This is a genomic window from Streptomyces canus, assembly GCF_030816965.1.
Lineage (GTDB): Bacteria > Actinomycetota > Actinomycetes > Streptomycetales > Streptomycetaceae > Streptomyces > Streptomyces canus_E.
Map to the genome: position 1 here is coordinate 1,407,495 of NZ_JAUSYQ010000002.1, position 21,611 is coordinate 1,429,105.

Consider the following 21,611-nt stretch of genomic DNA (forward strand, 5'->3'; position numbering starts at 1 on the left):
GCCCTTGGAATTGTCATGACCGGCGCAACAGATGCGTCGAGGATCGCGACTGAGCACGTTCCGAGTCAAGGGTCCGGGACAGTTGACCTGATACCTCGAGGACATCAACCGTTCACGCAGGCCGCCCCGTTGAGGGTGAAGGCGGTGGGGGCGGTGTTCGTGGCGCCCTTGCTGCCGATGAAGCCGACGGTGACCGAGCCTCCGGCCGGGATCGTGTTGGTGTAGGAGGCCGGGGTGACGGTCACCGCGCCACCGCTCTGCGCGGCGGTGCCGCCCCACATGGTGGAGACGGTCTGCCCGTCGGCGAACGTGAAGGCGAGCTTCCAGCCGCTGATGGCGGACGTGCCGGTGTTGTGGATGGCGATCTCGCCCTGGAAACCGCCCTGCCACTCGCCGACCACGCGGTAGCCGACGGAGCAGCTCCCGGCGGGCGCGCCGGCGGTGGTGACGCTCACCGTCGCTGAGCGGGCCGACCGGTTCCCGGCCGCGTCACGGGCGTAAACGGCGAAGGAGTACGCCGTGTCGGCGGTCAGGCCAGTGACGGTCACCGAGTTCGCCGTCGAGGCCGCGACCTTCGTCTCGGTGCCAGCGCCGACCCGGACGACGTCGTACCCGGCGATGCCAACGTTGTCAGTGGACGCCGTCCAGGACAGGTGCGCGGAGGTCGCCGTCACCGCCGAGGCGGTCGGGGTGCCGGGAGCGGTGGGGGCCTGGGTGTCACCGGAACCGCCGCCGAAAACGGTGGCTTCCTTGGCGGTCTGCGCGATGCCGTTGGCGCCGTTGAAGATGCGCTGACCCCATGAAGTCATCTGCGCCGGATCGAAGTTGAGCACGAGGTCGAGGATCGGGTCGGTGTTGCCGCTCCAGGACCAGGCCAGGTAACCGATGTCGAGCTGCTCGGCGGTGGCCATCATGGTGTCCTCGTCCGGATCGCCCCACTGGTCGGCGGGGCCGCCGAACTCCCCGATCACGATGGGCAGTTTGGCGCTCACGAAGGCGTTCAGATAGTCGGTGATCTCCGCCGCGGTGTCGAAGACGCTGTACATGTGGATCGAGAAGATCAGGTTGCCGGTGGCGTCGGCGGCGTACACGGACTGGGCGTTGGTACGCATGACCTGCTGCCAGTCCTGGCCCCAGTTGGGCGCGTCCACCATGATCGTGTGCTCGAAGCCGGCGTTCCTGAGCTTCTGGATCGCGGCGATCGTCGGCGCCGTCCAGCCGGCGGGGTCGGTGTTGCCCCAGGGCTCGTTGCCGATGTTGATGACGATGTAGTTCTCCTGGCCGGCGAGCACGTCCTTCAGGCCGATCCAGTAGTCGGCGGCCTGGTCGAGGGTGCCGGCCGCGCTGTCCTCGCCGTATCCGGTGGTGTCGTGCACCTCCAGGACGCAGATGAGCCGGTTGGCCTTGCACTGGGCGATCACGTTGGCCACGTCGGATGCGCTGTTGGCGGTCCAGCGGTGGCCGTCGGCGAGGACCACCCGGACGGTGTTGGCGCCCTGCGCCTTGATGTCGGCCAGTGACCCCAGTTCGTTCGGGTACCAGGTGTGGGCGTGGTTGACGCCGCGCATGACGAAGTCGTTGCCGTTGCCTTCGACCAGGCGGCCGTCGCTGATGTGCAGACCGGTGGCCTGGGTGCCGGGCTCGTCGGCGGCCTGGGCCGCGCTCGGGCACAGGGCGCCGAGCACCACCAGTCCGACGAGGGCGGCCAGCCGGGCCAGTAACGTGCTCAGGGGGCTCTTTCTTGTTCTTCTCACTGCGGCTCCAGGGGTGGGTGAGACAGTCGGAAGGAGCATGGGAGCGCTCCCATAGAAGCCACTCTGCCAAGTACACGTCAAGACGAGGGACGGAAATGGCAGGGATGACGGCACCGTGGGTCGTGAGGCGGTGCGGCGGGCTCGGTGCCCCTGTCCTCTTACCGGCCGTGTGGCGCCGGCTCTGCGTCGTCTTCTCTGCGTCGTCTTCTCTGCGGGCGCCTTCTCCCGAGGCCTTCTTGGCGGGCCTTCCCGGGGCCGTGTTCCCAGGGCCTTGTTCCCTCCCCAGCCGGAGTCGGTGCCGCTGCCCGAGACGACGGGTCGTGCTGTGCGGGAACGCGTGCCGCGCCCGGAGGTGGGACGGGGAAGAGACGCGGACTTCCGCAGGACTCCCGCGTGACAGCTTCCGCATCCTCCACGTCAGCACCGGCAACGTCCGCCGCTCGCCGCTCACCGAGCGGCTGGCCCGACGTGCCCTGGCGGACCGGCTCGGCGGCCCACTGTGGGGCGGGGTGCGCGAAGAGCAACGGGACCTGGGGCCACGAGGGCGCGCCCATGGAGGCCAACGCGGAGGCGGTCCTGGGCCGAATTCGGCGCCGACGCCTCCGGCTTCACCGGGCGCGAGCTCCTCGACGAGCAGGTGATCATGGCCGACCTGGTCCTGACCGCCACCCGCGACCACCGCCAGCAGGTCATCTCGATGGGCCACGCGGACCACGCCGTGCGGTTCACCCCCGTCGAGGTTGCCGCGCCAGCCGACATGGCGTATCGAGGGCGGGCGGCCCGAGCGGGGCTCGTCGTGAAGACCGTCGAGGCGTTTCGCAACGAACCGGGCCCGCCAGCGGTCCACGGTCGACCTGTCGATGCCGAGGTCGGCCGCGGCCTGCTGGTTCGTACCACCCTCCGCGCAGCGCAGCACGATCTTGGCTCGCAACGCGAGGAACTGGGCGGTCTTCGCCTGCCGCGCCCACTGCTGCAGCTGCCTGCGCTCAGCATCGTCCAGGACCAGGTCGGCCTTCGACCGGCCGATCCAGTCGGCGTCCTCAAGCCCGGCCGTCCGTTCCGCGGCGAGGATCTGGTCGGACCGTTCCGCGATGGCGTGGCCGACGCCCCGCCGCCTGAGCCAGGCCCGGATCGCTTTGGAGCTGTAGCCCTTGTAGCCGATGACGTGGTCGGGCCGGACGCGGGGGCCCTGGCCCGAGGCGGGGCACTCGTATCGCGTCCATCACAGCGGTGAACCGGGTGCAGTCGTTGGTGTTCCCGCCCACGACGGGGAAGGCGGGCGGACACCCCAGGGAGTCGCACGCCAGGTGAATCTTGCCGACCAGGCCACCGCGGGAGCGTCCGAGTCCCGGGTGCGGAGCCCTCTTTCCGGGCCCCGGCGGCATGCCGATGGGAACGGACGACGGTGGAATCGACCGACACGAGCCAGTCGATGTCCCCGGCCGCGTCCGCCCTCGCCTGGGCGGCCTGGATCATCCGCTCGAACGTGCCCGGCCAGGACCCACCGACGGAACCGGGTGTGCAGTGTGGCCCACGGACCGCACCGCTCGCGCAGTCCCGCCAAGCAGTCCCGGTACGGATTTTCCACACGATCCCGTTGAGCACCGTGCGTTTCGTCCGACCGCTTCCGGCCCCGCGACGACTCGGGCAGCGGCCGAACGAACTCCCACTCGACATCCGACAGTTCATGGCGACGTCTCGCCCGACCGTGAGCCACCACTCAAGATCATTTGAAGACACCGCCTACGACGATCCAGTGAAATGCGATGACATGCCGCAACAATGCCACTCCAAGTGTCTACATATGAACTATCAGTAACATCATCGCCCGATCTGACTGCCTCGCAGCGGATCGGCCCCCGGAGGCTGAAGTGGGAACGCTGAACAGGCTGGAACAGCGCTTCGAGGCTCTAGTCAACGACGCCTTCGCCAAGATCTTCCGATCCGCCGTGCAGCCCCTGGAGTTCGCCGGCGCGCTCCGGCGCGAGTGCGACGTCAACGCCAGGATCTGGACCGAGGGTTACACCATCGCGCCCAACGGTTTCGTCGTCGAACTCAGTCCGGGCGACCACGAGGTGTACAGCGCGTGCCTGGTCATGCTCGGCGAAGAGCTGGTCGAGAAGGTGCGCGTGCACGCCGAGGAACAGCGGTACTCCTTCGTAGGTCCGTTGAAGGTGCAATTGCAACGGTCGGAGAACCTGAAGGTGGGACAGTACCGCGTGCGCAGCCGCCTCGAAGTGCCGCCCGAGGCGCAGCACGCTCTGGAAGTCCGACGGCACCGCGCGACGCAGGCGGCGGCCCGGCCGGGAACCGGCGGCGGTCCGGTCCGGCAACCGTCGATGCACGTCCCGCGCGGCGAAAAGCGCGCTCTGACCCCGGATCAGCTCATATCGATGGGGCTCTCCTTCAGCGCGGACGGCAGCCTGGTCCGCGGCGCCCCGCCGAGCGCTCTCGCCGCGCCACCGCGGCCGCTCCGCCCCGGGAAGCCCGCGACAGACCGCCCTGGCGCCGCCGTCCTGGCCCGGTCCGGTCCGGCGCTGCGTACCCCTGCCGCCGGGCACGGCGGGCGTCCGGCGCTCGACCCCGCAGGAGTCCACGCCCATCCCCCTGGCGGGGCGGGCGGGCACCAGCGCGTCGTCCACCCGACGGAGCCGCAGACCAGCGGTCCGACCACCGGCCGGCCGCCGGTGCACCGGGACCCGGTGGGCGACTCGTGCCCGACAGACGCCGCAAGTGATCGGTCCGCCCTGCGGGTGCAGGGCGTCGAGCCCGGCCCCCGCCACGCCGCCACCTCGGTGCCCGAGGGGCCCATCATCTCACCGAAAGGGCAGAACATGACGAACGACCGCGACATGTACGCCGACGATTCCTCACCCGACGGGGGCAGAGAGCTCTCCGACGGGCTCGCGCCGACGCCGCCGGACCCGCACGTCGTCGGCGGGCCCCGGTACGCCGTGCCGATGGAGCCGTTGACCAGCCAGAGGGCGGCCGGCGAGACCGTGTCGCAGGGCGGCCCGGCGGAGCCACACTCTCCGGCGTCTGCGGGGAGCCGCTTCGACCCGGCGCCCCACACGACTCCCCATGACAGGCAGGTGCAGCCGACCCGGGTCGCCGGTGGAGCACCGGGCTACGCTCGCCCGCCGGCGCACCACGCTCCGGCGCAGTGGCCGGCGTCGGACTGGAGCGGCCGCGGGGGCCTGGGACAGAGTGCGACGGTAGAGCTCTCCTCCGACCGCCTGCTCCGCGGCCGGTCCAGCGGCCGACGAGCCCTGAGCAGGTTGCGCCCGGGCGGCGGGAGCGCCGAGCGGGAGCGCCAGCAGAAGCTGGCCATCCTCCGGACGCCGGTGATGCAGTGCCACAAGATCGCCGTCATCAGCCTCAAGGGCGGAGTCGGCAAGACGACCACCACGACCGCCCTGGGCGCGACTCTCGCCACCCTGCGCCAGGACCGGGTCGTCGCGATCGACGCCAATCCGGACGCGGGCACCCTCAGCCGGCGTGTCCGCCGTGAGACCAGCGCCACCATCCGCGACCTCGTGGCCGAGATCCCGAACCTCACCAACTACATGTCCGTGCGGCGCTTCACCTCGCAGTCCCCGAGCGGCCTCGAAGTCCTGGCCAACGAGGTGGACCCCGCCCTCTCCACGGCTTTCAACGACGAGGACTACCGACAGGTCGTCAGCTGTCTCGGACAGCACTACCCGATCGTTCTCACCGATTCCGGCACCGGCCTGTTGCACAGCGCGATGCGGGGCGTCCTGGATTTCGCCGATCAACTGATCGTGGTCGCCACGCCGAGCGTGGACGGCGCGACCAGCGCCAGTACCACCCTGGACTGGCTCAACGCGCACCAGTACGAGGACCTCGTCAGCCGGAGCATCACCGTGGTGTCGGAGGCGCGCCGCAAGAGCAAGATGGTGAAGGTGAACGAGGTCTTGGACCACTTCCGTGCCCGTTGCCGGGGTGTGGTGGTGATCCCGTTCGACGAGCATCTGGCGACGGGCTCGGAGGTCGATCTGCAGCAGATGAAGGCACGGACTCGCGAGGCCTACTTCGACCTGGCGACGCTGGTGGCCGCGGACTTCCCGCGCACCCAGCCCGAAGCCGTGAGCTGGGCCGCCTCCTACCCGCACTCGGGATACAACGCGCCCAGCTATTTCGCCGCCCCCGCACGGGCGTGACCGCGGGCGTGATCTGTCACGCCCGCGGGGCCTCGGCCCCGGGCGACCGGTCGGTGGGAGACACCTGACCGGTCGCGGAACTTCGCCGTCGTGCGGACCCGAGGCGACAGGCCTCCGGTCAGAGCCGGTTTCCCGTGGTCGTCGACGCCCCGGTTCACGGGGTGTGCCACGGACTTCGAGATCCGTGAGGACAGGACGCCGGGGCCCGTTGCCGGGGGGGTGAGTCCTCAGGCTCCGGACGGAGCGGCCGGCGGGATGCGAACCCCACTCCCGGCGTAAGTTCTGGCCTGCGGTTCACCGGAATTCGCAGGCCCGGTAGGACACCGTTAGGTCGCTCCGGCTCTGGGGTGCTGGCTGGTGGCGGATGTTCTGGGCAGCGGGCGGTGGCAGGTGGTGCAGGTGCCGGTCCAGCAGTTCAGCAGGTCTTGGATGGCGTCGAGGATCTGGTCGAGGGTGAGTCCGCTGTATCGGCATCGCGTAAGTCGGCGTTCTGTCCGTAGCCGGCGTCGGCCACCACCACCGGCGGCACCAGACCCCACCCGGCCAGCTCATCGACAGTGTCCAGGGCCAGGCGCCACTTCTCCCGGTGCCCGACCTCCTGCGGCATCCCGGTCTTCTGCGCCATCCGACATCGTGCGCCCACTCCTGGGGCCACGAACCACCGCCACCGCAGCGGACAGGACGCGGTGTCGGAGACCGCGTGCACGCTCACCGCGACCTGGCAGTCGGCTCGCTTGCCCAGCGCCCCGCAATACTGACGGGCGACCGCCACCGACGTCTTCCCGTCCTTCGGGAACGACACGTCATCGACGGTCCAGGCATCCGAGTCGATCTGCGGCACCATCCGCTCGGCGATCCGCCGCCGTACCGGCAGCGGATCCCAGGTCGACTGGTTCACCAACTGCTGCAGGTTCTGCTCGTTGCCGCCCGGCCGCCGCTCCGCCATCGGCTGGATCGACTTGGGCCGCCCGTCCAGCATCAGCCCCCGCAGGCAGCAGTCGCCCTTCGCCCGCTGATCCTTGCGCGGCACCGACGCGAACACGTCCGTCACGAACAACGCCGACGTCGCCCGAGCAGGTTCACTTCATGGGCATCCCCACACCCGACGTGCCCCCGAACAGGACCGCGAGACAGACGTAACGGAGTCCTGCCAGGAGCCGTGCAACCCCCTCGCAACCTTCGCCGTGCTGCACTCGACGACCATGGACGAGGGTTCCGCACATGCCATGTCCGACGGCGTGCCGCCCGTCGAGGTGACACCCGCGGCCGCCGAGTTGCTGCGCCGGTTGCGCGAGGCGCACGGGCCGCTGATGTTCCACCAGTCGGGCGGCTGCTGCGACGGCAGCGCGCCGATGTGCTACCCGGAGGGCGAGTTCCGCACCGGCGGCTCGGACGTGCTGCTCGCCGAGCTGGAGGTGCCTGGGGTCGAGGAACCGGTGACGTTCTGGATGTCGCGGAGCCAGTACGCGGTGAGGGCCCACACCCGGCTGATCGTCGACGTCGTCCCGGGCCGGGGCAGCGGATTCTCTCTCGAGGCACCCGAGGGGGTGCGTTTCCTCATCCGTTCGCGTGTGGTCGGCGCCGAGTAGCCCCGCGGGCCACCGTCGTCTGGTGCACTTCCCCTGAGTTCTGGGACAGTTGACAAGACCTCAGGGAGAGCTGTTGACGCACCGTCAAAAACGTTTGGGCGCAGGCAGATCGGTACTGACGTTTCTCGCGGCACTCGGCACGCTGGCAGGTGCGGCCCTGGTGGGGGCGGCACCGGCCGGCGCCGCGCCGGGGTGGACACGGCTCGCGACGGGCGTGCAGTACGAGCAGTTCGACATCTCCGCGGCCGCGGGGGTGACGCATGCGCATGTGATCCGGGTGGACCTGCGCGAGCCGCGGGTGCGGGTGGAGCTGCTGTATCCGGGGGCGGTGGCCGCGCGGGCCACGGTGTCCCGGCTGGCCACCTCGCAGGGCGCCCTCGCGGGGGTGAACGGCGACTTCTTCAACATCTCGGAGACCCAGCACCCCGGCGTCGAGGCCACCGGCGCGAGCGTGGGCCCGGCGATCGCGCAGGGCCGCGCGCTCAAGGCGGCGGTGCCGGGCGGCCAGCGCTTCGGACCCGCCTTGCCGCCCGGCACGAGCACCAGGGACGTGTTCGGCGTGGGAACCGACCGTCGCGCCCGCCTCGACGACCTGGCGCTCGACGGGTCGGTGCGGACGCCCGAGGGGCAACTGCCGCTCGGCGGGCTGAACCAGTACGCGCTGCCCGTCGGTTCGGTCGGCGCGTTCACCTCGGACTGGGGCGGCGCGTCCCGGGTGCGGGCGACCTGCGGGACGGACACGGACCGGGCCGCCCCGTGCAGTACGGACACCCATGAGGTGACGGTCCGTGACGGGCACGTCGTCGCCACGGCCGACACCCCGGGCAGCGGGCCGATCGCCGGTGGCACCACGGTGCTCGTGGGCCGGGAGGCCGGCGCGCAGCACCTGCGGAAGCTCTCGGCCGGCTCGGTGGTGACCGTGCAGCACCGCCTGGTCACGGCCTCCGCAGGGACCGCGTACCGCTTCGCGCTCGGGGGCTATCCGGTGCTCGACGGCGGCCGCCCGCTGCCCGGCCTCGACGACACGACGTCGGCCGTGCGCACGGCGGTGGGCATCGCGGACGGCGGACGGCGGCTGTATCTCCTCGCGCTGGACGGCGCGCCCGCTTATCGCAGCGGGTTGACGATCGCCGAAGTCGCCGACGTCATGCGGAAGTTGGGCTCGGTCGACGCCTTCAGCCTGGACGGCGGGGGTTCCACGACCATGGCGGCCCGTACGCCGGGCACCGGCGCGGTCGCCGCCCTCAACCACCCCTCGGGCGGCGCCGAACGGCCCGTACCGAACGGCATCGGGGTCTTCTCCACCGGCTGAGGTCAGGGGCGCAGACCGCTGACGATGTCCGCGGTCGCCGACATGCCGCTGTGGATGGTGGGCGCGATGCTCGTGCCGGCGAGACAGAAGCCGAGCAGCGCGCACACCAGCGCGTGGGAGACCTTGAGTCCGCCGCTGCGCAGGAAGATCACCGCCAGGATCAGCAGCAGCACCACTGCAGAAATGGAAATCGCCATGGACAGCCTCCTCCGCCACGCCGACAGGTCCGTTTCGCGGCGTTCGGCCGCAAGTGTGGCGTAGCGGAGGGTGCGTCCGGGCGGCTGAAGTGTCCTCCGAACGAGTGGTGTCCGTGTCTGTCCCGAGCCGCCTATCGGTGGGCGTCCAGGAAGGCCTCCAGGCCTGCCAGGTCGTCGGTGTTGAGATAGTCGACGCCGGCGGCGAGAAGCTCGGCCCACAGCGCGTCCCGGGCGGGGCCCGCGAGGTCCGGGGTGGCCCAGAACCGCACCTTCTGCCCGCGCGCGTGGGCCTGCTGGACGATGGTCCGCAGCTTCTGCCGCTCGGCGTCGAGGAAGACACCCTCGCCCAGCCAGGTGAAGTTGAGGGTCCAGTTGTCACTGATCAGCGGGACGAGGGAGGCGGGTGCCGAGGTGCCGAGGTCGGTGAGCCGGCCGTCGTAGAAGGCCCGGCGCACGGTCTGGGCCTCCATCGGTGTGCGGGCGGCGCGGTCACCGGAGATCACGGCGGTCACCGGGCCGGGGACGACTTTCCCGTGCACGTACGTCGTGAACAGGTGCTGGTGACGCCGCAGATGGCGGTCGAGTTCGAGGTAGGTCGAGGAGCCCTCGGTCTTGATGTCGATGAGCAGCTGCAGGGGACGGCGGTAACCCCGGTACACCGACCCGTGGTTGGCCTTGACGATCCTGGCCAGCGGGTCGAGGTAGAGGGACTCGAGGGTGCGCGCCGGGTCGAGGTCGTCCACGGTGTGGCCGATGAGGAGCTGGTCGCCGACGAGGAAGATGTCGGCCTCGACGCTGCCGAACCGGTGGTCGAGGGCGTCGAGGAGGGGACGCGGATGCTCGTAGTCGTTGTGGGCGTGGGCGCGCCACAACGGGCGGGGGCGGTGCTTTCGCCCGTCGGCCCACGCACTGCCGACGGGCGGGGCGAGGGTCGCCGTGACCGCGGCACCGAGGGTCGTGAGGGCTCTGCGACGGGTGATGAGGGCCATGTTCTGCCTCCCTGTGGGGCGGGTCCGAACCACAGGGAGTATGGGGCCCTTCGGCACTCAATGAACCTGTACGTGCCAGGAGTTGGCCGGACTGCCGCCGCCCGTTCACTCCTTCCGCGCAGGCGCACGGAAAAGCCCGCCCCAGGTGGGGCGGGCTTCACCGAGGTTCACCGGGTGACGCTCAAGGTGTCCGGAGGTCGACGAGTTCGGCCAACCGGGCGCGATGCGCGCCGGCCGTGCCGTAGGCGATCGAGTCGGCCTTGGCCCGCTTCAGATACAGGTGCACCGGGTGCTCCCAGGTCATGCCGATGCCCGCGTGCAGCTGAAGCGCCTCCTCGGCGGCGTGCACCGCCACGGATGCCGCGTAGGCCTGCGCGACGGCGACCGCCACGTCGGCGTCCTCACCCGTCGCGAGCGCGTCGGCCGCGTTCCGGGCGGCGGCACGGAGGTTGACGACCTCCAGCCACAGCTGGGCGAGCCGGTGCTTGAGCGCCTGGAAGCCGCCGACGGGCCGGTTGAACTGCTTGCGCTCCTTGAGGTAACGCACGGTCTCGGTCAACGTCCAGTCGGCGAGCCCGAGTTGCTCGGAGGCGAGCAGTCCGGCGCCGGCCCGGAGCGCGCGGTGCACGGCGACTTCGGCGTCGCCCAGCAGGCGGCCCCGCGCCCCGTCGAGGGTGACGGTCGCAAGCGGACGGGTCAGGTCGAAGGAGACCTGCGGAGTGACGGTCGCGGAGGCGGCCTCCACCGCGTACAGCCCGCCGTCGTCCGCGGGCACGAGCAGCACGTCGGCCGCCTGAGCGTCCGCGATCGCCGTCAACTCCCCGTGCAGGGCCCCGTCTTCGTGGCGTACGACCTTGTAGGCGCCGCCCGGGGCGACGTTCAGGGCGACAGCGAGGGCGCCGATCCGCCGTCCGGATGCGAGCTCGGCGAGCAGGTCCTCGGCGTCACAGGCGAGCAGGGCCTCGGTGGCGACGACCGCGCTGGTGAGATAGGGCACGGGAGCGACCGCGCGACCCAACTCCTCCAGGACCACAGCGACTTCGCGGTGCGTGGCGCCCTGACCGCCCTTGTCCTCGGGCACCAGGAGCCCCGCGAGGCCCATGCCGTCGGCGAGGGTCTTCCAGGCCGCGAGGTCGTGCGGGGTGTCCGACTCGGTGCGGCCGATCACACCCGGAGCGTCGCAGTGGTCGGCGAGGAGGTCCCGTACGGCGGCCCGCAGCGCCTCTTCCTCCTCCGAGTACAGCAGGTCGGGCGCCTTCGTCATCGGGCCAGGTCCTTCCATGCGACGTCCTTGTCGGTACGCGGCTCGGCCGGGAGGCCCAGGACGCGTTCGGCGACGATGTTCAGCAGGACCTCGCTGGTCCCGCCCTCGATGCTGTTGCCCTTGGAGCGCAGGTAGCGGTAGCCGGCGTCGCGGCCGGTGAAGTCCACCAGCTCCGGGCGTCGCAGGGTCCAGTCGTCGTACAACAGGCCCTCCTCGCCGCGCAGTTCGACCTCCAGGCCGCTGATCTCCTGGTTGAGGCGGGCGAAGGCGAGCTTCATTCCGGCGCCCTCGGGTCCCGGCTGTCCGGCGACGAGCTGCTGGCGCAGGCGCTCCGCGGTGAGGCGGGCGACCTCGGAGTCGACCCAGAGCTTCAGCAGGCGCTGGTGCAGGTCCTGAGTGCGCAGTTCGGGGCGCTCGCGCCAGGTCTTCGAGACCGGGCCGATCATGCCGCCCTCGCGGGGCAGCCGCATGCCGCCGATCGCGACGCGCTCGTTGTTCAGCGTGGTCTGCGCGACCTTCCAGCCGTCGCCGACCTCGCCGAGCCGGCAGCTGTCGGGGATGCGGACGTCGGTGAGGAAGACCTCGTTGAACTCGGCCTCGCCGGTGATCTGGCGCAGCGGCCGCACCTCGACACCCGGGTCGGTCATGTCGCAGAGGAAGTAGGTGATGCCCGCGTGCTTGGGCACGTCCGGGTCGGTGCGGGCGATGAGGATGGCCCAGCGGGAGTTGTGGGCGCCGGACGTCCACACCTTCTGCCCGTTGACCACCCAGCTGTCGCCCTCACGCACGGCCCGGGTGCCGAGCGCGGCGAGGTCGGATCCGGCGCCGGGCTCGCTGAACAGCTGGCACCAGACCTCCTCCCCCACCCACAGGGGCCGCAGGAAGCGCTGCTTCTGCTCCTCGGTGCCGTACCTGAGGATCGTCGGCGCGGCCATGCCGAGGCCGATGCCGTTGCGCCGCGGGTCGTTGTCGGGAGCGCCCGCGGCCTCCAACTCGGCGTCCACGACGGCCTGGAGGGAACGGGGCGCGTTCAGGCCGCCGAGGCCCTCCGGATAGTGCACCCAGGCGAGGCCCGCGTCGAAGCGGGCCTTGAGGAAGTCGAGCCGGTCAGTGGTCGCGGGAGGGTGCGCGGCCAGCAACTCGGCGGTGCGGCGCTTGAGTTCGGCTGCGTCGGTCATGCCTGTGCTCCCGTGGGTACGACGGCGATCCGGCCGGTGGTCACCCCGTCGCCGAGGCGCTGTACGGCGTCCGCGGCCCCGGCGAGCGGCACCCGCTCGCTGACCAGCGGCTTGATCGCACCCCGGGCGGCCAGTTCGGTGAGCTGCTCGTGGCAGCGCTGGACCAGCTTCGGGTTCTTGGTGTTGTACAGGCCCCAGTGCAGGCCCAGGATCGCGTAGTTCTTCACCAGGGCGTGGTTGAGACCGGGGCTCGGGATGCTCCCGCTGGCGAAGCCGACGACCACGATCCGCCCTTCGAAGGCGACGACCTTGGTCGACTGCGTGTAGGCCTCGCCGCCCACGGGGTCGTAGATCACATCCGCGCCCCGGCCCCCGGTGGCCTCCTTCACGGCGGCGACGACGTCCTCGCTCCGCCGGTCGACCACCACGTCACAGCCCAGCTCCCGGGCGACGGCCACCTTCTCGGCACCGCCGACGACACCGATGACGGTGGCCCCGGCCGCCTTCCCGAGCTGCACCGCCGCGCTGCCGACCCCTCCTGCGGCAGCGTGGACGAGCAGCGTCTCCCCGGCTTCCAGGTGGGCCCTCCGGTGCAGCCCGAACCAGCCCGTCTGGTAGCCGATGTGCAGGGCGGCGGCCTCGGCGTCGTCCAGCGAGTCCGGCGCGGACAGCAGAGCGGCGGCGTCGGCGACGGCGTACTCGGCGAAACCGCCGTACGGCAGTGCGGGGTTGGCGATCACGCGGCGCCCGTCCTCGGTCTCGCCGCAGATCTCCACGCCCGGCGTGAAGGGCAGCGGCGGCCGGACCTGGTAGTGGCCGCGGCACATCAGCACGTCCGGGAAGTTGATGTTCGCGGCGCGCACCTTCAGCAGGACCTGGCCCTCACCGGGAACGGGCTGCGCCACGTCCGCGAGGCGCATCACCTCGCTCGGCTCGCCGTTCTCGTGCACTTGCCAAGCCTGCATGGGGGGCCTCCACAGGACTGCGTCGTCATGCCGGGGGTCGGACCGGGATTCTCCGCATACTAAGCGGTCGCTTGCCGATCAGGGAACAGCTCGTGGGGAGAAAGTGCCGACACCCACACTCCAGAAAATGACCACCTGGGCAGTGACGATCCGACGTGCGACGTGGAGCGACGCGTCCTGACGTCGAGGCGCCGTTCAGTGCTCCAGCCGGTGCGGATGGGACGGGTACACGCCCAGGATCCGTACCTCGGTGGAGAAGAAGCCCAGTTCGTGCAGGGCAAGGGCGACGTGCTGCTCGTCGGGGTGGCCCTCGATCTCGGCGTAGAAGCGGCTGGCGTTCAGCCCCGCGCCGATCTGATAGCTCTCGATCTTCGTGAGGTTGACCCCGCTGGTGGCGAACCCGCCGAGCGCCTTGAAGAGCGCGCTGGGGATGTTGCGCACGGAGAAGAACAGGCTCGTCATCGTCGGCTCCCCGGTGTGCGGGGCCACAACGGCCTCCCGGGACAGGACGACGAAGCGGGTGGTGTTGTCCGGGTCGTCCTCGACCCCGGCGCGCAGCACGTCGAGACCGTACAGCCCGGCCGCAGCGGGCGGGGCGAGCGCCGCGTGCCGCGGATCCGCCAGCTCGGCCACCTCACGCGCCGCTCCGGCCGTGTCGTCGGTGACGAGGGTGCGCCAGCCGCCCTCCCGCAGCACCTTGCGGCACTGCCCGAGGGCATGCACATGGCTGCGCACGCACTCCACCTGATCCGGTGTCGCCCCGGGCACGCCCATCAGGTCGAAGCGGATGGCGAGGAAGTGTTCGGCGATGATGAACAGTCCCGACTCGGGCAGCAGATGGTGGACGTCCGCCACCCGACCGGCCGCGGAGTTGTCCACCGGGATCACGGCGACGTCGGCGGTGCCGAGCGTCACCGCGTCCAGAGCCTGCTCGAAACTCGTACAGGGCTGCTCGGCGCACCCGGGGTACAGGGTGTGCGCGGCGGTCGCCGAGTTGGATCCGGGTTCACCTTGGTAAGCGACGGTCGTCACGGGGTTCGTTCTCTTGTCGTCGGGCGGCAGAAGCTCCGTAACGTATCAGGGACGCTCCGCCTCAGATCCAGGTGTCCAGCCACATCCTGGAGTGCCAGTCGGCGTACGGGATCGTCTCCCCGGTGTAGAGCGGGAAGAAGTAGATGAAGTTCCAGGCGATGAGCAGGACGAGGGCGCCCGCGGCCACCGCGCCCTGTGCGCGCCGTCTGCGGTCCGCCCCCGGTGGCCCCAGGATCGCGCCCACCGTCATCGCCACGGCCAGGCAGAGGTACGGCACGAAGACGACCGCGTAGAAGGAGAAGACCGTACGGTCCTGGTACAGGAACCAGGGCAGATACCCCGCGCCCACCGCGCACAGGACGGCGCCGGCCCGCCAGTCGCGGCGCAGCGCCCAGCGGAAGAGCAGATAGAGCAGGGCGCCGCACGCCGACCACCACAGGAGCGGTGTGCCGAGGGCGAGGACGGTCTGGGAGCAGTCGACCGATGTGGTGCAGCCGTCCCGGCCGGGCTTCGGCGACTGGTAGTCGAACAGCACGGGTCGGCCCTGCACCAGCCAACTCCAGGGGCTGGACTGGTACTTGTGCGGGGTGTGCAGCCCCACGTTGAAGTCGTACACCAGGTACTCGTAGTGCCACAGGCTGCGGAGCGGGGCGGGGATCCATGACCAGGTGCCGCCGCGGCCGTCGGCCCAGTGGCGTCCATAGCCGTCGTCGGAGAGGAACCAGCCGGTCCAGGTCGCCAGATAGGTCGTCAACGCGACCGGGACCAGGGACAGGACCGACGGGCCGAGGTCCTTGCGCAGCACCGCACGGTAGGGGTCACTGGCCCCGGCCACGCGGCGGGAGCCGACATCCCACAGCACCGTCAGGAGCACGAAGAAGACCAGCACGTACAGGCCGTTCCACTTGGTGGAGGCGGCCAGCCCCAGGAAGACGCCGGCGGCGAGCCGCCAGGGACGCAGCCCGGTTCCGGTGTGGTCGGCGGTGTGCTCGTCCGGGCGCGCGCGGCCGTCCTCGCCGACCGGCAGGGCGGCCGCGAGCCGGCCCCGTGCGTGGTCCCGGTCGACGAGCAGGCAGCCGAACGCCGCCAGGACGAAGAACATGACGACGAGGTCCAGCAGGGCGGTACGGCTCATCACGACATGCAGCCCGTCCACCGCGAGGAGCGCGCCGGCCAGACAGCCCAGCAGTGTCGAACGGAACAGACGGCGTCCGATGCGGCACAGCATGAGCACCGACAGGGTGCCCAGGGCCGCCGTCATGAAGCGCCAGCCGAACGGGGTGAGACCGAACATCCACTCGCCGAGGGCGATCACCCACTTGCCCGTCGGCGGGTGCGCGACGAACGCCCCCGTGTCGGAGAGCGAGACGACCTGGGGGTGGGCGAGGATCTGCGGGTCGGCGATCTTCCGGTCCGGCCAACTGCCCTCGTAGCCGAGGCGCAGCAGGGACCAGGCGTCCTTGGCGTAGTAGGTCTCGTCGAAGACCACGGCCCGCGGCCGGCCGAGGTGCCGAAAACGGATCGCCCCGGCCAGGACGGCGACGAGCACCGGCCCCAGCCAGTCCCACACCGACGGCTTCGGAAAGCGCGGAACGAGACGCTCGCGGAGGTCGGTTCCCGGCCGGGCCGCGTACCCGAATCGACGGAGTCGCGCCTGCCAGTCGCGGGGCGCTGTCGTCGGACGGGTGCCGACGACGGGGGAACGGGTCACGTCGGTCACCGGGCAGCCTGCCCTGCCGCGGAGTGTGCCCGGGGCGATATCTCGTGCATCCGGTGAACCTACCTGCGCGCTCGTCCAGTTGTCCCCGACGAGAGGGAGAACGCCCGCTCACGCCTTCCGGGGACGCGCCCGTACGTGCATCCGCTCCCCCTGCGGCCCGAACAGGCTGAGGAACTCCGCCGGCCCCTCCCCCGTCGACCCGAACCAGTGCGGCACCCGGGTGTCGAACTCCGCCGCCTCGCCCGCCGTCATCACCACGTCGTGCTCGCCCAACACCACCCTCAGCCGCCCCGCCAGGACGTACAGCCACTCGTAGCCCTCGTGGGTGCGCAGCTCCGGCTCCTCGTCGCGGCGCGGCACCAGCACCTTGAAGGCCTGAAGGCCGCCGGGCTGCCGGGTGAGCGGCCAGAAGGTGCGCCCGTGCCGTTCGAGCGGTGCGGACCGCACCCGGGGATCGCCGACCGGCGGGGCGCCGACCAGTTCGTCCAGCGGCACCTGGTGGGCCTGGGCGATCGGCAGCAGCAGCTCCAGACTGGGCTTGCGCAGGCCGGACTCCAGCCGGGAGAGCGTGCTCACGGAGATGCCGGTCGTCTCCGAGAGCGCCGCGAGGGTCACCTCCCGGTCCTTCCGCAGCCTCCTGAGCCTGGGACCCACTTCGGCGAGAACGTCGTCGGTACTCATACCCGTATTGCAGAATCGGCAAAGTTGTTTGTCAATCCCGCGCACGCGGAGCGACCGTGGCGGCATGACCGAGACATACGGCGAGACATACGAAGTGATCGTGATCGGTGGCGGTGCGGCAGGTCTGTCCGCCGCCCTCGTCCTGGGGCGGGCCCGGCGTCGCACCCTGGTCGTCGACGCGGGCGAACCACGCAACACGCCCGCCGCGCACATGCAGGGCTTTCTCACCCGGGACGGCATGCCGCCCGCCGAGTTCCTGGCGATCGGGCGCGAGGAGATCAAGGGGTACGGCGTCGAGCTGGTCCGGGACCGGGTGGTCGAGGTCGCCCCTGGCTTCGCCGTGACCCTGGCGAGCGGGCGGGTGCTCAAGGCCCGTCGCCTCGTCGTCGCGACCGGCCTCAAGGACGAGCTCCCGGACGTGCCCGGCGTCGCGGCGCGCTTCGGCAAGGACGTCCTGCACTGCCCCTACTGCCACGGCTGGGAGGTCCGCGACCAGGCCTTCGGCGTCCTCGCCACGACCCCGCTCAGCGTGCACCAGGCGCTGATGGTCTCCCAGTGGTCGAAGGACGTGACCCTCTTCCTGCACAGGGTCGCCGAGTCCGAGCTCTCGGACGACGATCTGCGCAGGCTGGCCGCGGCCGGTGTCGGCGTGGTGCCCGGCGAGGTGGCGGAGCTGGTCGTGACGGACGACCGGCTCACCGCCGTACGACTGGAGGACGGCACGACGCACGCACGCGAGGTCGTCTTCACCGCGCCCCGGGCCGTCCCGCAGAACGGCCTGGTGCAGCGGCTCGGAGCCGAGCTCCAGGAGACGCCCTTCGGCAGCTACCCCGTGGTCGACGGGAACTGGCAGACGACCGTGCCCGGTGTGTACGCCGTGGGCAACGCGGCCGGCTTCGCGGAACAGGTGATCAACGCGGCGAGCGCCGGATACCGGGCGGCCGCCACGATCAACGGTGAGCTGCTGATGAGCGACCTCGACGCGGCTGCCGGGGTGTAGACCGGCCGCCTCCGGTACACCCTGGAAGCATGTTGCTTGCCCGGCTGGCACAGGTGTCCCAGGACGTCGCCGCGACCTCGGCGCGCTCGAAGAAGATCGCGCTCCTCGCCGAACTGTTCCGGGACGCCGAGGCGGACGACGTCCCGATCGTCATCCCGTACCTGGCCGGACGGCTCCCGCAGGGCCGGCTCGGCGTCGGCTGGAAGGTGCTGAGCCGCCCGGTCGCCCCGGCCGCGGAGCCGACCCTGACCGTGCGCGAGGTGGACGCGCTGCTCAGCGAGCTGGGCAAGGTCGGGGGCGCCGGCTCGCAGGCCGAACGCGCCCGGCTGGTGGGTGAGTTGATGGGTGCGGCCACCGAGGACGAGCAGCGGTTCCTGTTCGGGCTGATCAGCGGTGAGGTACGGCAGGGGGCGCTGGACGCGGTCGCCACGGAGGGACTCGCCCAGGCGACGCAGGCACCTCCCGCCGACGTACGCCGTGCCGTGATGCTGGCGGGCTCCCTCCAGACGGTGGCCGAGGCCCTGCTCACCGACGGCCCGCCCGCCCTGGACCGCTTCCGCCTCACCGTCGGCCGCCCGGTCCTGCCGATGCTGGCGCACAGCGCCTCCTCGGTGACCGAGGCGGTCGAGAAGCTCGGCACCTGCGCGGTCGAGGAGAAGCTGGACGGCATCCGCGTCCAGATCCACCGGGACGGGGATGCCGTACGGCTGTACACGCGCACCCTCGACGACATCACCGACCGGTTGCCCGAGCTGACGGCCGCCGCGCTGGAGTTGAGGGGCGAGCGGTTCATCCTGGACGGCGAGGTGATCGCCTTCGACGAGGACGGGCGGCCCCGTTCCTTCCAGGAGACCGCGGGCCGGGTCGGCTCCCGCGTGGACGTGACGACGGCCGCCGAGGCGGTCCCTGTCTCCCCTGTCTTCTTCGACGCCCTGTCCGTCGACGACCGCGACCTCCTCGACCTGCCCTTTGCCGAACGGCACGCGGAGCTGGCCCGGTTGGTGCCCGAGCCGATGCGGGTCCGGCGCACGCTGGTGTCCGGACCGAAGGACGTGGGGACGGCCGAGGAGTTCCTGGCCGAGACCCTGAAGCGCGGCCACGAGGGCGTCGTGGTGAAGTCCCTCGACGCCCCCTACAGCGCGGGCCGGCGCGGTGCCTCCTGGCTGAAGGTCAAGCCCGTGCACACCCTCGACCTGGTGGTGCTGGCCGCCGAGTGGGGCCACGGCCGCCGCACCGGCAAACTCTCCAATCTGCACCTCGGCGCCCGTACGGCGGACGGCGGGTTCGCCATGCTCGGCAAGACCTTCAAGGGAATGACCGACGCGATGCTCACCTGGCAGACCGAGCGGCTCCAGGAGCTGGCCGTCGACAGCAGCGGTTACGTGGTGCCCGTACGGCCCGAACTCGTCGTCGAGATCGCCTACGACGGCCTCCAGAAGTCGAGCCGCTACCCGGCCGGAGTCACCCTCCGCTTCGCGCGCGTGGTCCGCTACCGCGAGGACAAGCGGCCCGAGGAGGCCGATACGGTGGAGACGCTGCTGGCCGCGCATCCCGAGGTGAGGCCGTGAGGACCAGCGCGGGCCTGCTGTTGTTCCGGCACGCCGATGAGGGCCTGGAGGTGTTGCTGGGCCATATGGGTGGCCCGTTCTTCGCCCGGCGGGACGCCGGAGCGTGGACGGTTCCGAAGGGCGAGTACGAGCCGGCCTCGGAGTCGGCCTGGGCCGCGGCCCGCCGCGAGTTCCAGGAGGAGCTCGGGCTGCCGCCGCCCAACGGGGAGGCCGTACCGCTCGGTGAGGTCCGGCAGACGAACGGCAAGGTCGTCACGGCGTGGGCGATCGAGGCGGACCTCGATCCGGCGACCGTGGTTCCGGGCGTGTTCAGCATGGAGTGGCCACCGAAGTCCGGGCGCATGCGGGAGTTCCCCGAGCTGGACCGGGTGGAGTGGTTCGGCCTCGACCGGGCCCGGACCGTGATCGTCAAGGCGCAGGCCGCGTTTCTCGACCGGCTGGCTGAGCACTCGGCCTGACGTCCACGCGTTGCGGTCGCCCCCGCCGCGCGGGAAGGTCGAAGCACAGTCAGCTCTTCAGGAGGTCGGTCATGCCCATCGCGACGGTGAACCCGGCGAACGGCGAGACGCTCAAGACGTACGAGGCCATGGGCGAGGAGGAGATCGAGCGCAGGCTCCAGCTCGCCGAGGCGACGTTCCGCACCTACCGCACGACGTCCTTCGCGGAGCGCGCCCGTCTCCTGAACCGGGCCGCCGAGCTCCTCGACGATGCCCAGCAGGACATCGCCCGGGTCATGACCACCGAGATGGGCAAGCCGGTCAAGCAGGCCCGCGCGGAGGCCGCCAAGTGTGCCAAGGCGATGCGCTGGTACGCCGAGCACGCGGAGTCGCTGCTGGCCGACGAGGAGCCCGCCGCGTACGACGTCAAGGACTCCGGCGCCTCCCGCGCCCTGGTCCGCTACCGGCCGCTCGGGCCCGTGCTCGCGGTGATGCCGTGGAACTTCCCGCTGTGGCAGGTGGTCCGCTTCGCCGCGCCCGCCCTGATGGCGGGCAACGTCGGCCTGCTCAAGCACGCCTCGAACGTGCCGCAGACCGCGCTGTTCCTGGAGGACCTCTTCCATCAGGCGGGCTACCCGGAGGGCTGTTTCCAGACCCTGCTCGTCGGGTCCGGCGCGATCGACGAGATCCTGCGCGACGAGCGCGTCAAGGCGGCCACGCTCACGGGGAGTGAGCCCGCCGGGCGGGCCGTGGCGTCGACCGCCGGGAACATGGTGAAGAAGACGGTGCTGGAGCTCGGCGGCAGCGACCCGTACATCGTGATGCCGTCCGCGGACATCGACCGGGCCGCCGAGATCGCGGTGACCGCGCGGGTGCAGAACAACGGGCAGTCCTGCATCGCCGCCAAACGGTTCATCGTGCACACGGACGTCTACGACCGTTTCGCCGAGCGGTTCGTCGAGGGCATGAAGGCCCTCAAGGTCGGCGACCCGCTGGAGGAGGACACCGAGGTCGGGCCGCTGTCCAGCGAGCAGGGCCGGGCCGACCTGGAGGAACTCGTCGACGACGCCAGGCGCAGCGGGGCGAGCGTGCTGTGCGGCGGGCAGCGGCCGGACGGCCCGGGCTGGTACTACCCGCCGACCGTCATCGCCGACGTCACCCGCGAGATGCGCATCCACCGCGAGGAGACGTTCGGGCCGGTGGCCACGCTGTACCGGGCGGACGGCCTCGACGAGGCGGTGCTGATCGCCAACGACTCGCCGTTCGGACTGAGTTCCAACGTGTGGACGCGGGACGAGGCCGAGGTCGACCGGTTCGTACGGGATCTGGAGGCCGGCGGGGTCTACGTCAACGGGATGACCGCCTCGCATCCGGCGTTCCCGTTCGGCGGGGTCAAGCGGTCCGGATACGGGCGTGAGCTGTCCGGGCACGGAATCAGGGAGTTCTGCAACATCACCACGGTTTGGCACGGAGCGTGACCCTTGCGCGGCTAACATCCCCGGTGTGAACCGCGAAGTGACTCTGCCTCTGATCGTCGATGACCGCGGGACCCTGCAGGTGGCTGCCGCCGATGTGAGCAAGTTGCTCCGCAGTCTTGGCGGGCGGTGGTTGCACCTGGTCGAGGCCGGGGCCGACGGGCTGGACGAGGATACGGTTGCCGCGCTGACGATCGAGCTGGCGAAGCTGGCCGATCGGATCGATGTGGCGTGTATCGCGCACAGCAGCGGCAGTGCGCCGTAAGGGT

General features: G+C 71.0%; 17 protein-coding genes and 4 pseudogenes. 9 read left to right on the forward strand and 12 right to left on the reverse strand.

The genetic code is table 11. The features are described 5' to 3' along the window. Positions 1–104: 104 nt before the first annotated feature. Positions 105–1,754 (reverse strand): cellulase family glycosylhydrolase, encoded by a 1,650-nt coding sequence (locus QF027_RS07585; protein ID WP_373432406.1) that lies wholly within the window; start codon positions 1,752–1,754, stop codon positions 105–107. A 323-nt stretch (positions 1,755–2,077) separates the two neighbouring features. Between QF027_RS07585 and QF027_RS07590 the strand changes: the two are divergent. Then, a pseudogene (locus QF027_RS07590) lies at positions 2,078–2,464 on the forward strand (arsenate reductase/protein-tyrosine-phosphatase family protein); the annotation flags it as partial. Between the two features lie 116 nt (positions 2,465–2,580). Here the strand turns inward: QF027_RS07590 and QF027_RS49545 are convergent. Both QF027_RS49545 and QF027_RS50005 read right to left on the reverse strand, forming a co-directional pair. Then, a pseudogene (locus tag QF027_RS49545) lies at positions 2,581–2,670 on the reverse strand (helix-turn-helix domain-containing protein); the annotation flags it as partial. A gap of 153 nt (positions 2,671–2,823) precedes the next feature. Beyond that, a pseudogene (locus QF027_RS50005) lies at positions 2,824–3,270 on the reverse strand (IS5 family transposase); the annotation flags it as partial. A 355-nt stretch (positions 3,271–3,625) separates the two neighbouring features. Between QF027_RS50005 and QF027_RS07605 the strand changes: the two are divergent. Next, entirely contained in the window at positions 3,626–5,935 is a 2,310-nt protein-coding gene (locus QF027_RS07605; protein WP_307073598.1) for an FhaA domain-containing protein, read from the forward strand. A gap of 475 nt (positions 5,936–6,410) precedes the next feature. Here QF027_RS07605 and QF027_RS07610 read toward each other — a convergent pair. After that, positions 6,411–6,992, reverse strand: a pseudogene (locus QF027_RS07610) (IS701 family transposase); the annotation flags it as partial. A gap of 169 nt (positions 6,993–7,161) precedes the next feature. Here QF027_RS07610 and QF027_RS07615 point away from each other — a divergent pair. Together QF027_RS07615 and QF027_RS07620 are read left to right on the forward strand one after the other, a co-directional pair. Then, positions 7,162–7,524 (forward strand): DUF779 domain-containing protein, encoded by a 363-nt coding sequence (locus QF027_RS07615; RefSeq protein ID WP_373432493.1) that lies wholly within the window; start codon positions 7,162–7,164, stop codon positions 7,522–7,524. Between the two features lie 73 nt (positions 7,525–7,597). Then, the gene (locus tag QF027_RS07620; protein ID WP_306984912.1) at positions 7,598–8,836 is read left to right on the forward strand and encodes a phosphodiester glycosidase family protein; all 1,239 of its coding nucleotides are present in this window, start codon (positions 7,598–7,600) and stop codon (positions 8,834–8,836) included. Positions 8,837–8,838: 2 nt separating this feature from the next. Here the strand turns inward: QF027_RS07620 and QF027_RS07625 are convergent, their stop codons facing one another. The 8 genes from QF027_RS07625 to QF027_RS07660 form a co-directional block, all read right to left on the reverse strand. Continuing rightward, on the reverse strand, positions 8,839–9,033 hold the full coding sequence (locus tag QF027_RS07625) for a hypothetical protein (protein ID WP_306984910.1): 195 nt from the start codon (positions 9,031–9,033) through the stop codon (positions 8,839–8,841). Positions 9,034–9,164: 131 nt separating this feature from the next. Continuing rightward, positions 9,165–10,022: a phosphatidylinositol-specific phospholipase C/glycerophosphodiester phosphodiesterase family protein gene (locus QF027_RS07630; protein ID WP_307073602.1), complete on the reverse strand. Its 858-nt coding sequence runs from the start codon at positions 10,020–10,022 to the stop codon at positions 9,165–9,167. A 181-nt stretch (positions 10,023–10,203) separates the two neighbouring features. Further along, positions 10,204–11,286 carry an acyl-CoA dehydrogenase family protein gene (locus QF027_RS07635; RefSeq protein ID WP_307073604.1) on the reverse strand — a complete coding sequence of 361 codons (1,083 nt, stop codon included), beginning with the start codon at positions 11,284–11,286 and terminating at the stop codon, positions 10,204–10,206. Further along, positions 11,283–12,464: an acyl-CoA dehydrogenase family protein gene (locus tag QF027_RS07640; RefSeq protein ID WP_307073606.1), complete on the reverse strand. Its 1,182-nt coding sequence runs from the start codon at positions 12,462–12,464 to the stop codon at positions 11,283–11,285. The genes QF027_RS07635 and QF027_RS07640 overlap by 4 nt, the downstream gene beginning before the upstream one ends. After that, positions 12,461–13,429 carry an NADPH:quinone oxidoreductase family protein gene (locus QF027_RS07645; protein WP_307073608.1) on the reverse strand — a complete coding sequence of 323 codons (969 nt, stop codon included), beginning with the start codon at positions 13,427–13,429 and terminating at the stop codon, positions 12,461–12,463. Before QF027_RS07645 ends, QF027_RS07640 begins: the two co-directional genes overlap by 4 nt. Before the next feature lie 195 nt (positions 13,430–13,624). Continuing rightward, complete coding sequence (locus QF027_RS07650) at positions 13,625–14,461, reverse strand: prephenate dehydratase (protein ID WP_306984896.1); 837 nt, start codon at positions 14,459–14,461, stop codon at positions 13,625–13,627. 61 nt (positions 14,462–14,522) lie between these two features. Next, positions 14,523–16,172: a dolichyl-phosphate-mannose--protein mannosyltransferase gene (locus QF027_RS07655; RefSeq protein WP_307073614.1), complete on the reverse strand. Its 1,650-nt coding sequence runs from the start codon at positions 16,170–16,172 to the stop codon at positions 14,523–14,525. Positions 16,173–16,289: 117 nt separating this feature from the next. Next, positions 16,290–16,862, reverse strand: a complete 573-nt coding sequence (locus tag QF027_RS07660) for a helix-turn-helix domain-containing protein (RefSeq protein ID WP_062047029.1) — start codon at positions 16,860–16,862, stop codon at positions 16,290–16,292. A 64-nt stretch (positions 16,863–16,926) separates the two neighbouring features. Between QF027_RS07660 and QF027_RS07665 the strand changes: the two genes are divergently transcribed. From QF027_RS07665 to QF027_RS07685, 5 genes are all read left to right on the forward strand, one after another. After that, complete coding sequence (locus QF027_RS07665; protein WP_307073616.1) at positions 16,927–17,862, forward strand: NAD(P)/FAD-dependent oxidoreductase; 936 nt, start codon at positions 16,927–16,929, stop codon at positions 17,860–17,862. A gap of 29 nt (positions 17,863–17,891) precedes the next feature. Then, positions 17,892–19,430 carry an ATP-dependent DNA ligase gene (locus QF027_RS07670; protein ID WP_307073618.1) on the forward strand — a complete coding sequence of 513 codons (1,539 nt, stop codon included), beginning with the start codon at positions 17,892–17,894 and terminating at the stop codon, positions 19,428–19,430. Further along, complete coding sequence (locus tag QF027_RS07675; protein ID WP_307073620.1) at positions 19,427–19,888, forward strand: NUDIX domain-containing protein; 462 nt, start codon at positions 19,427–19,429, stop codon at positions 19,886–19,888. Before QF027_RS07670 ends, QF027_RS07675 begins: the two co-directional genes overlap by 4 nt. Positions 19,889–19,959: 71 nt before the next feature. Continuing rightward, the gene (locus tag QF027_RS07680; protein WP_307073621.1) at positions 19,960–21,345 is read left to right on the forward strand and encodes an NADP-dependent succinic semialdehyde dehydrogenase; all 1,386 of its coding nucleotides are present in this window, start codon (positions 19,960–19,962) and stop codon (positions 21,343–21,345) included. 25 nt (positions 21,346–21,370) lie between these two features. Next, positions 21,371–21,607, forward strand: coding sequence for a DUF6213 family protein (locus tag QF027_RS07685; protein ID WP_069762357.1), 237 nt, complete (start codon positions 21,371–21,373; stop codon positions 21,605–21,607). Positions 21,608–21,611 lie beyond the last annotated feature (4 nt).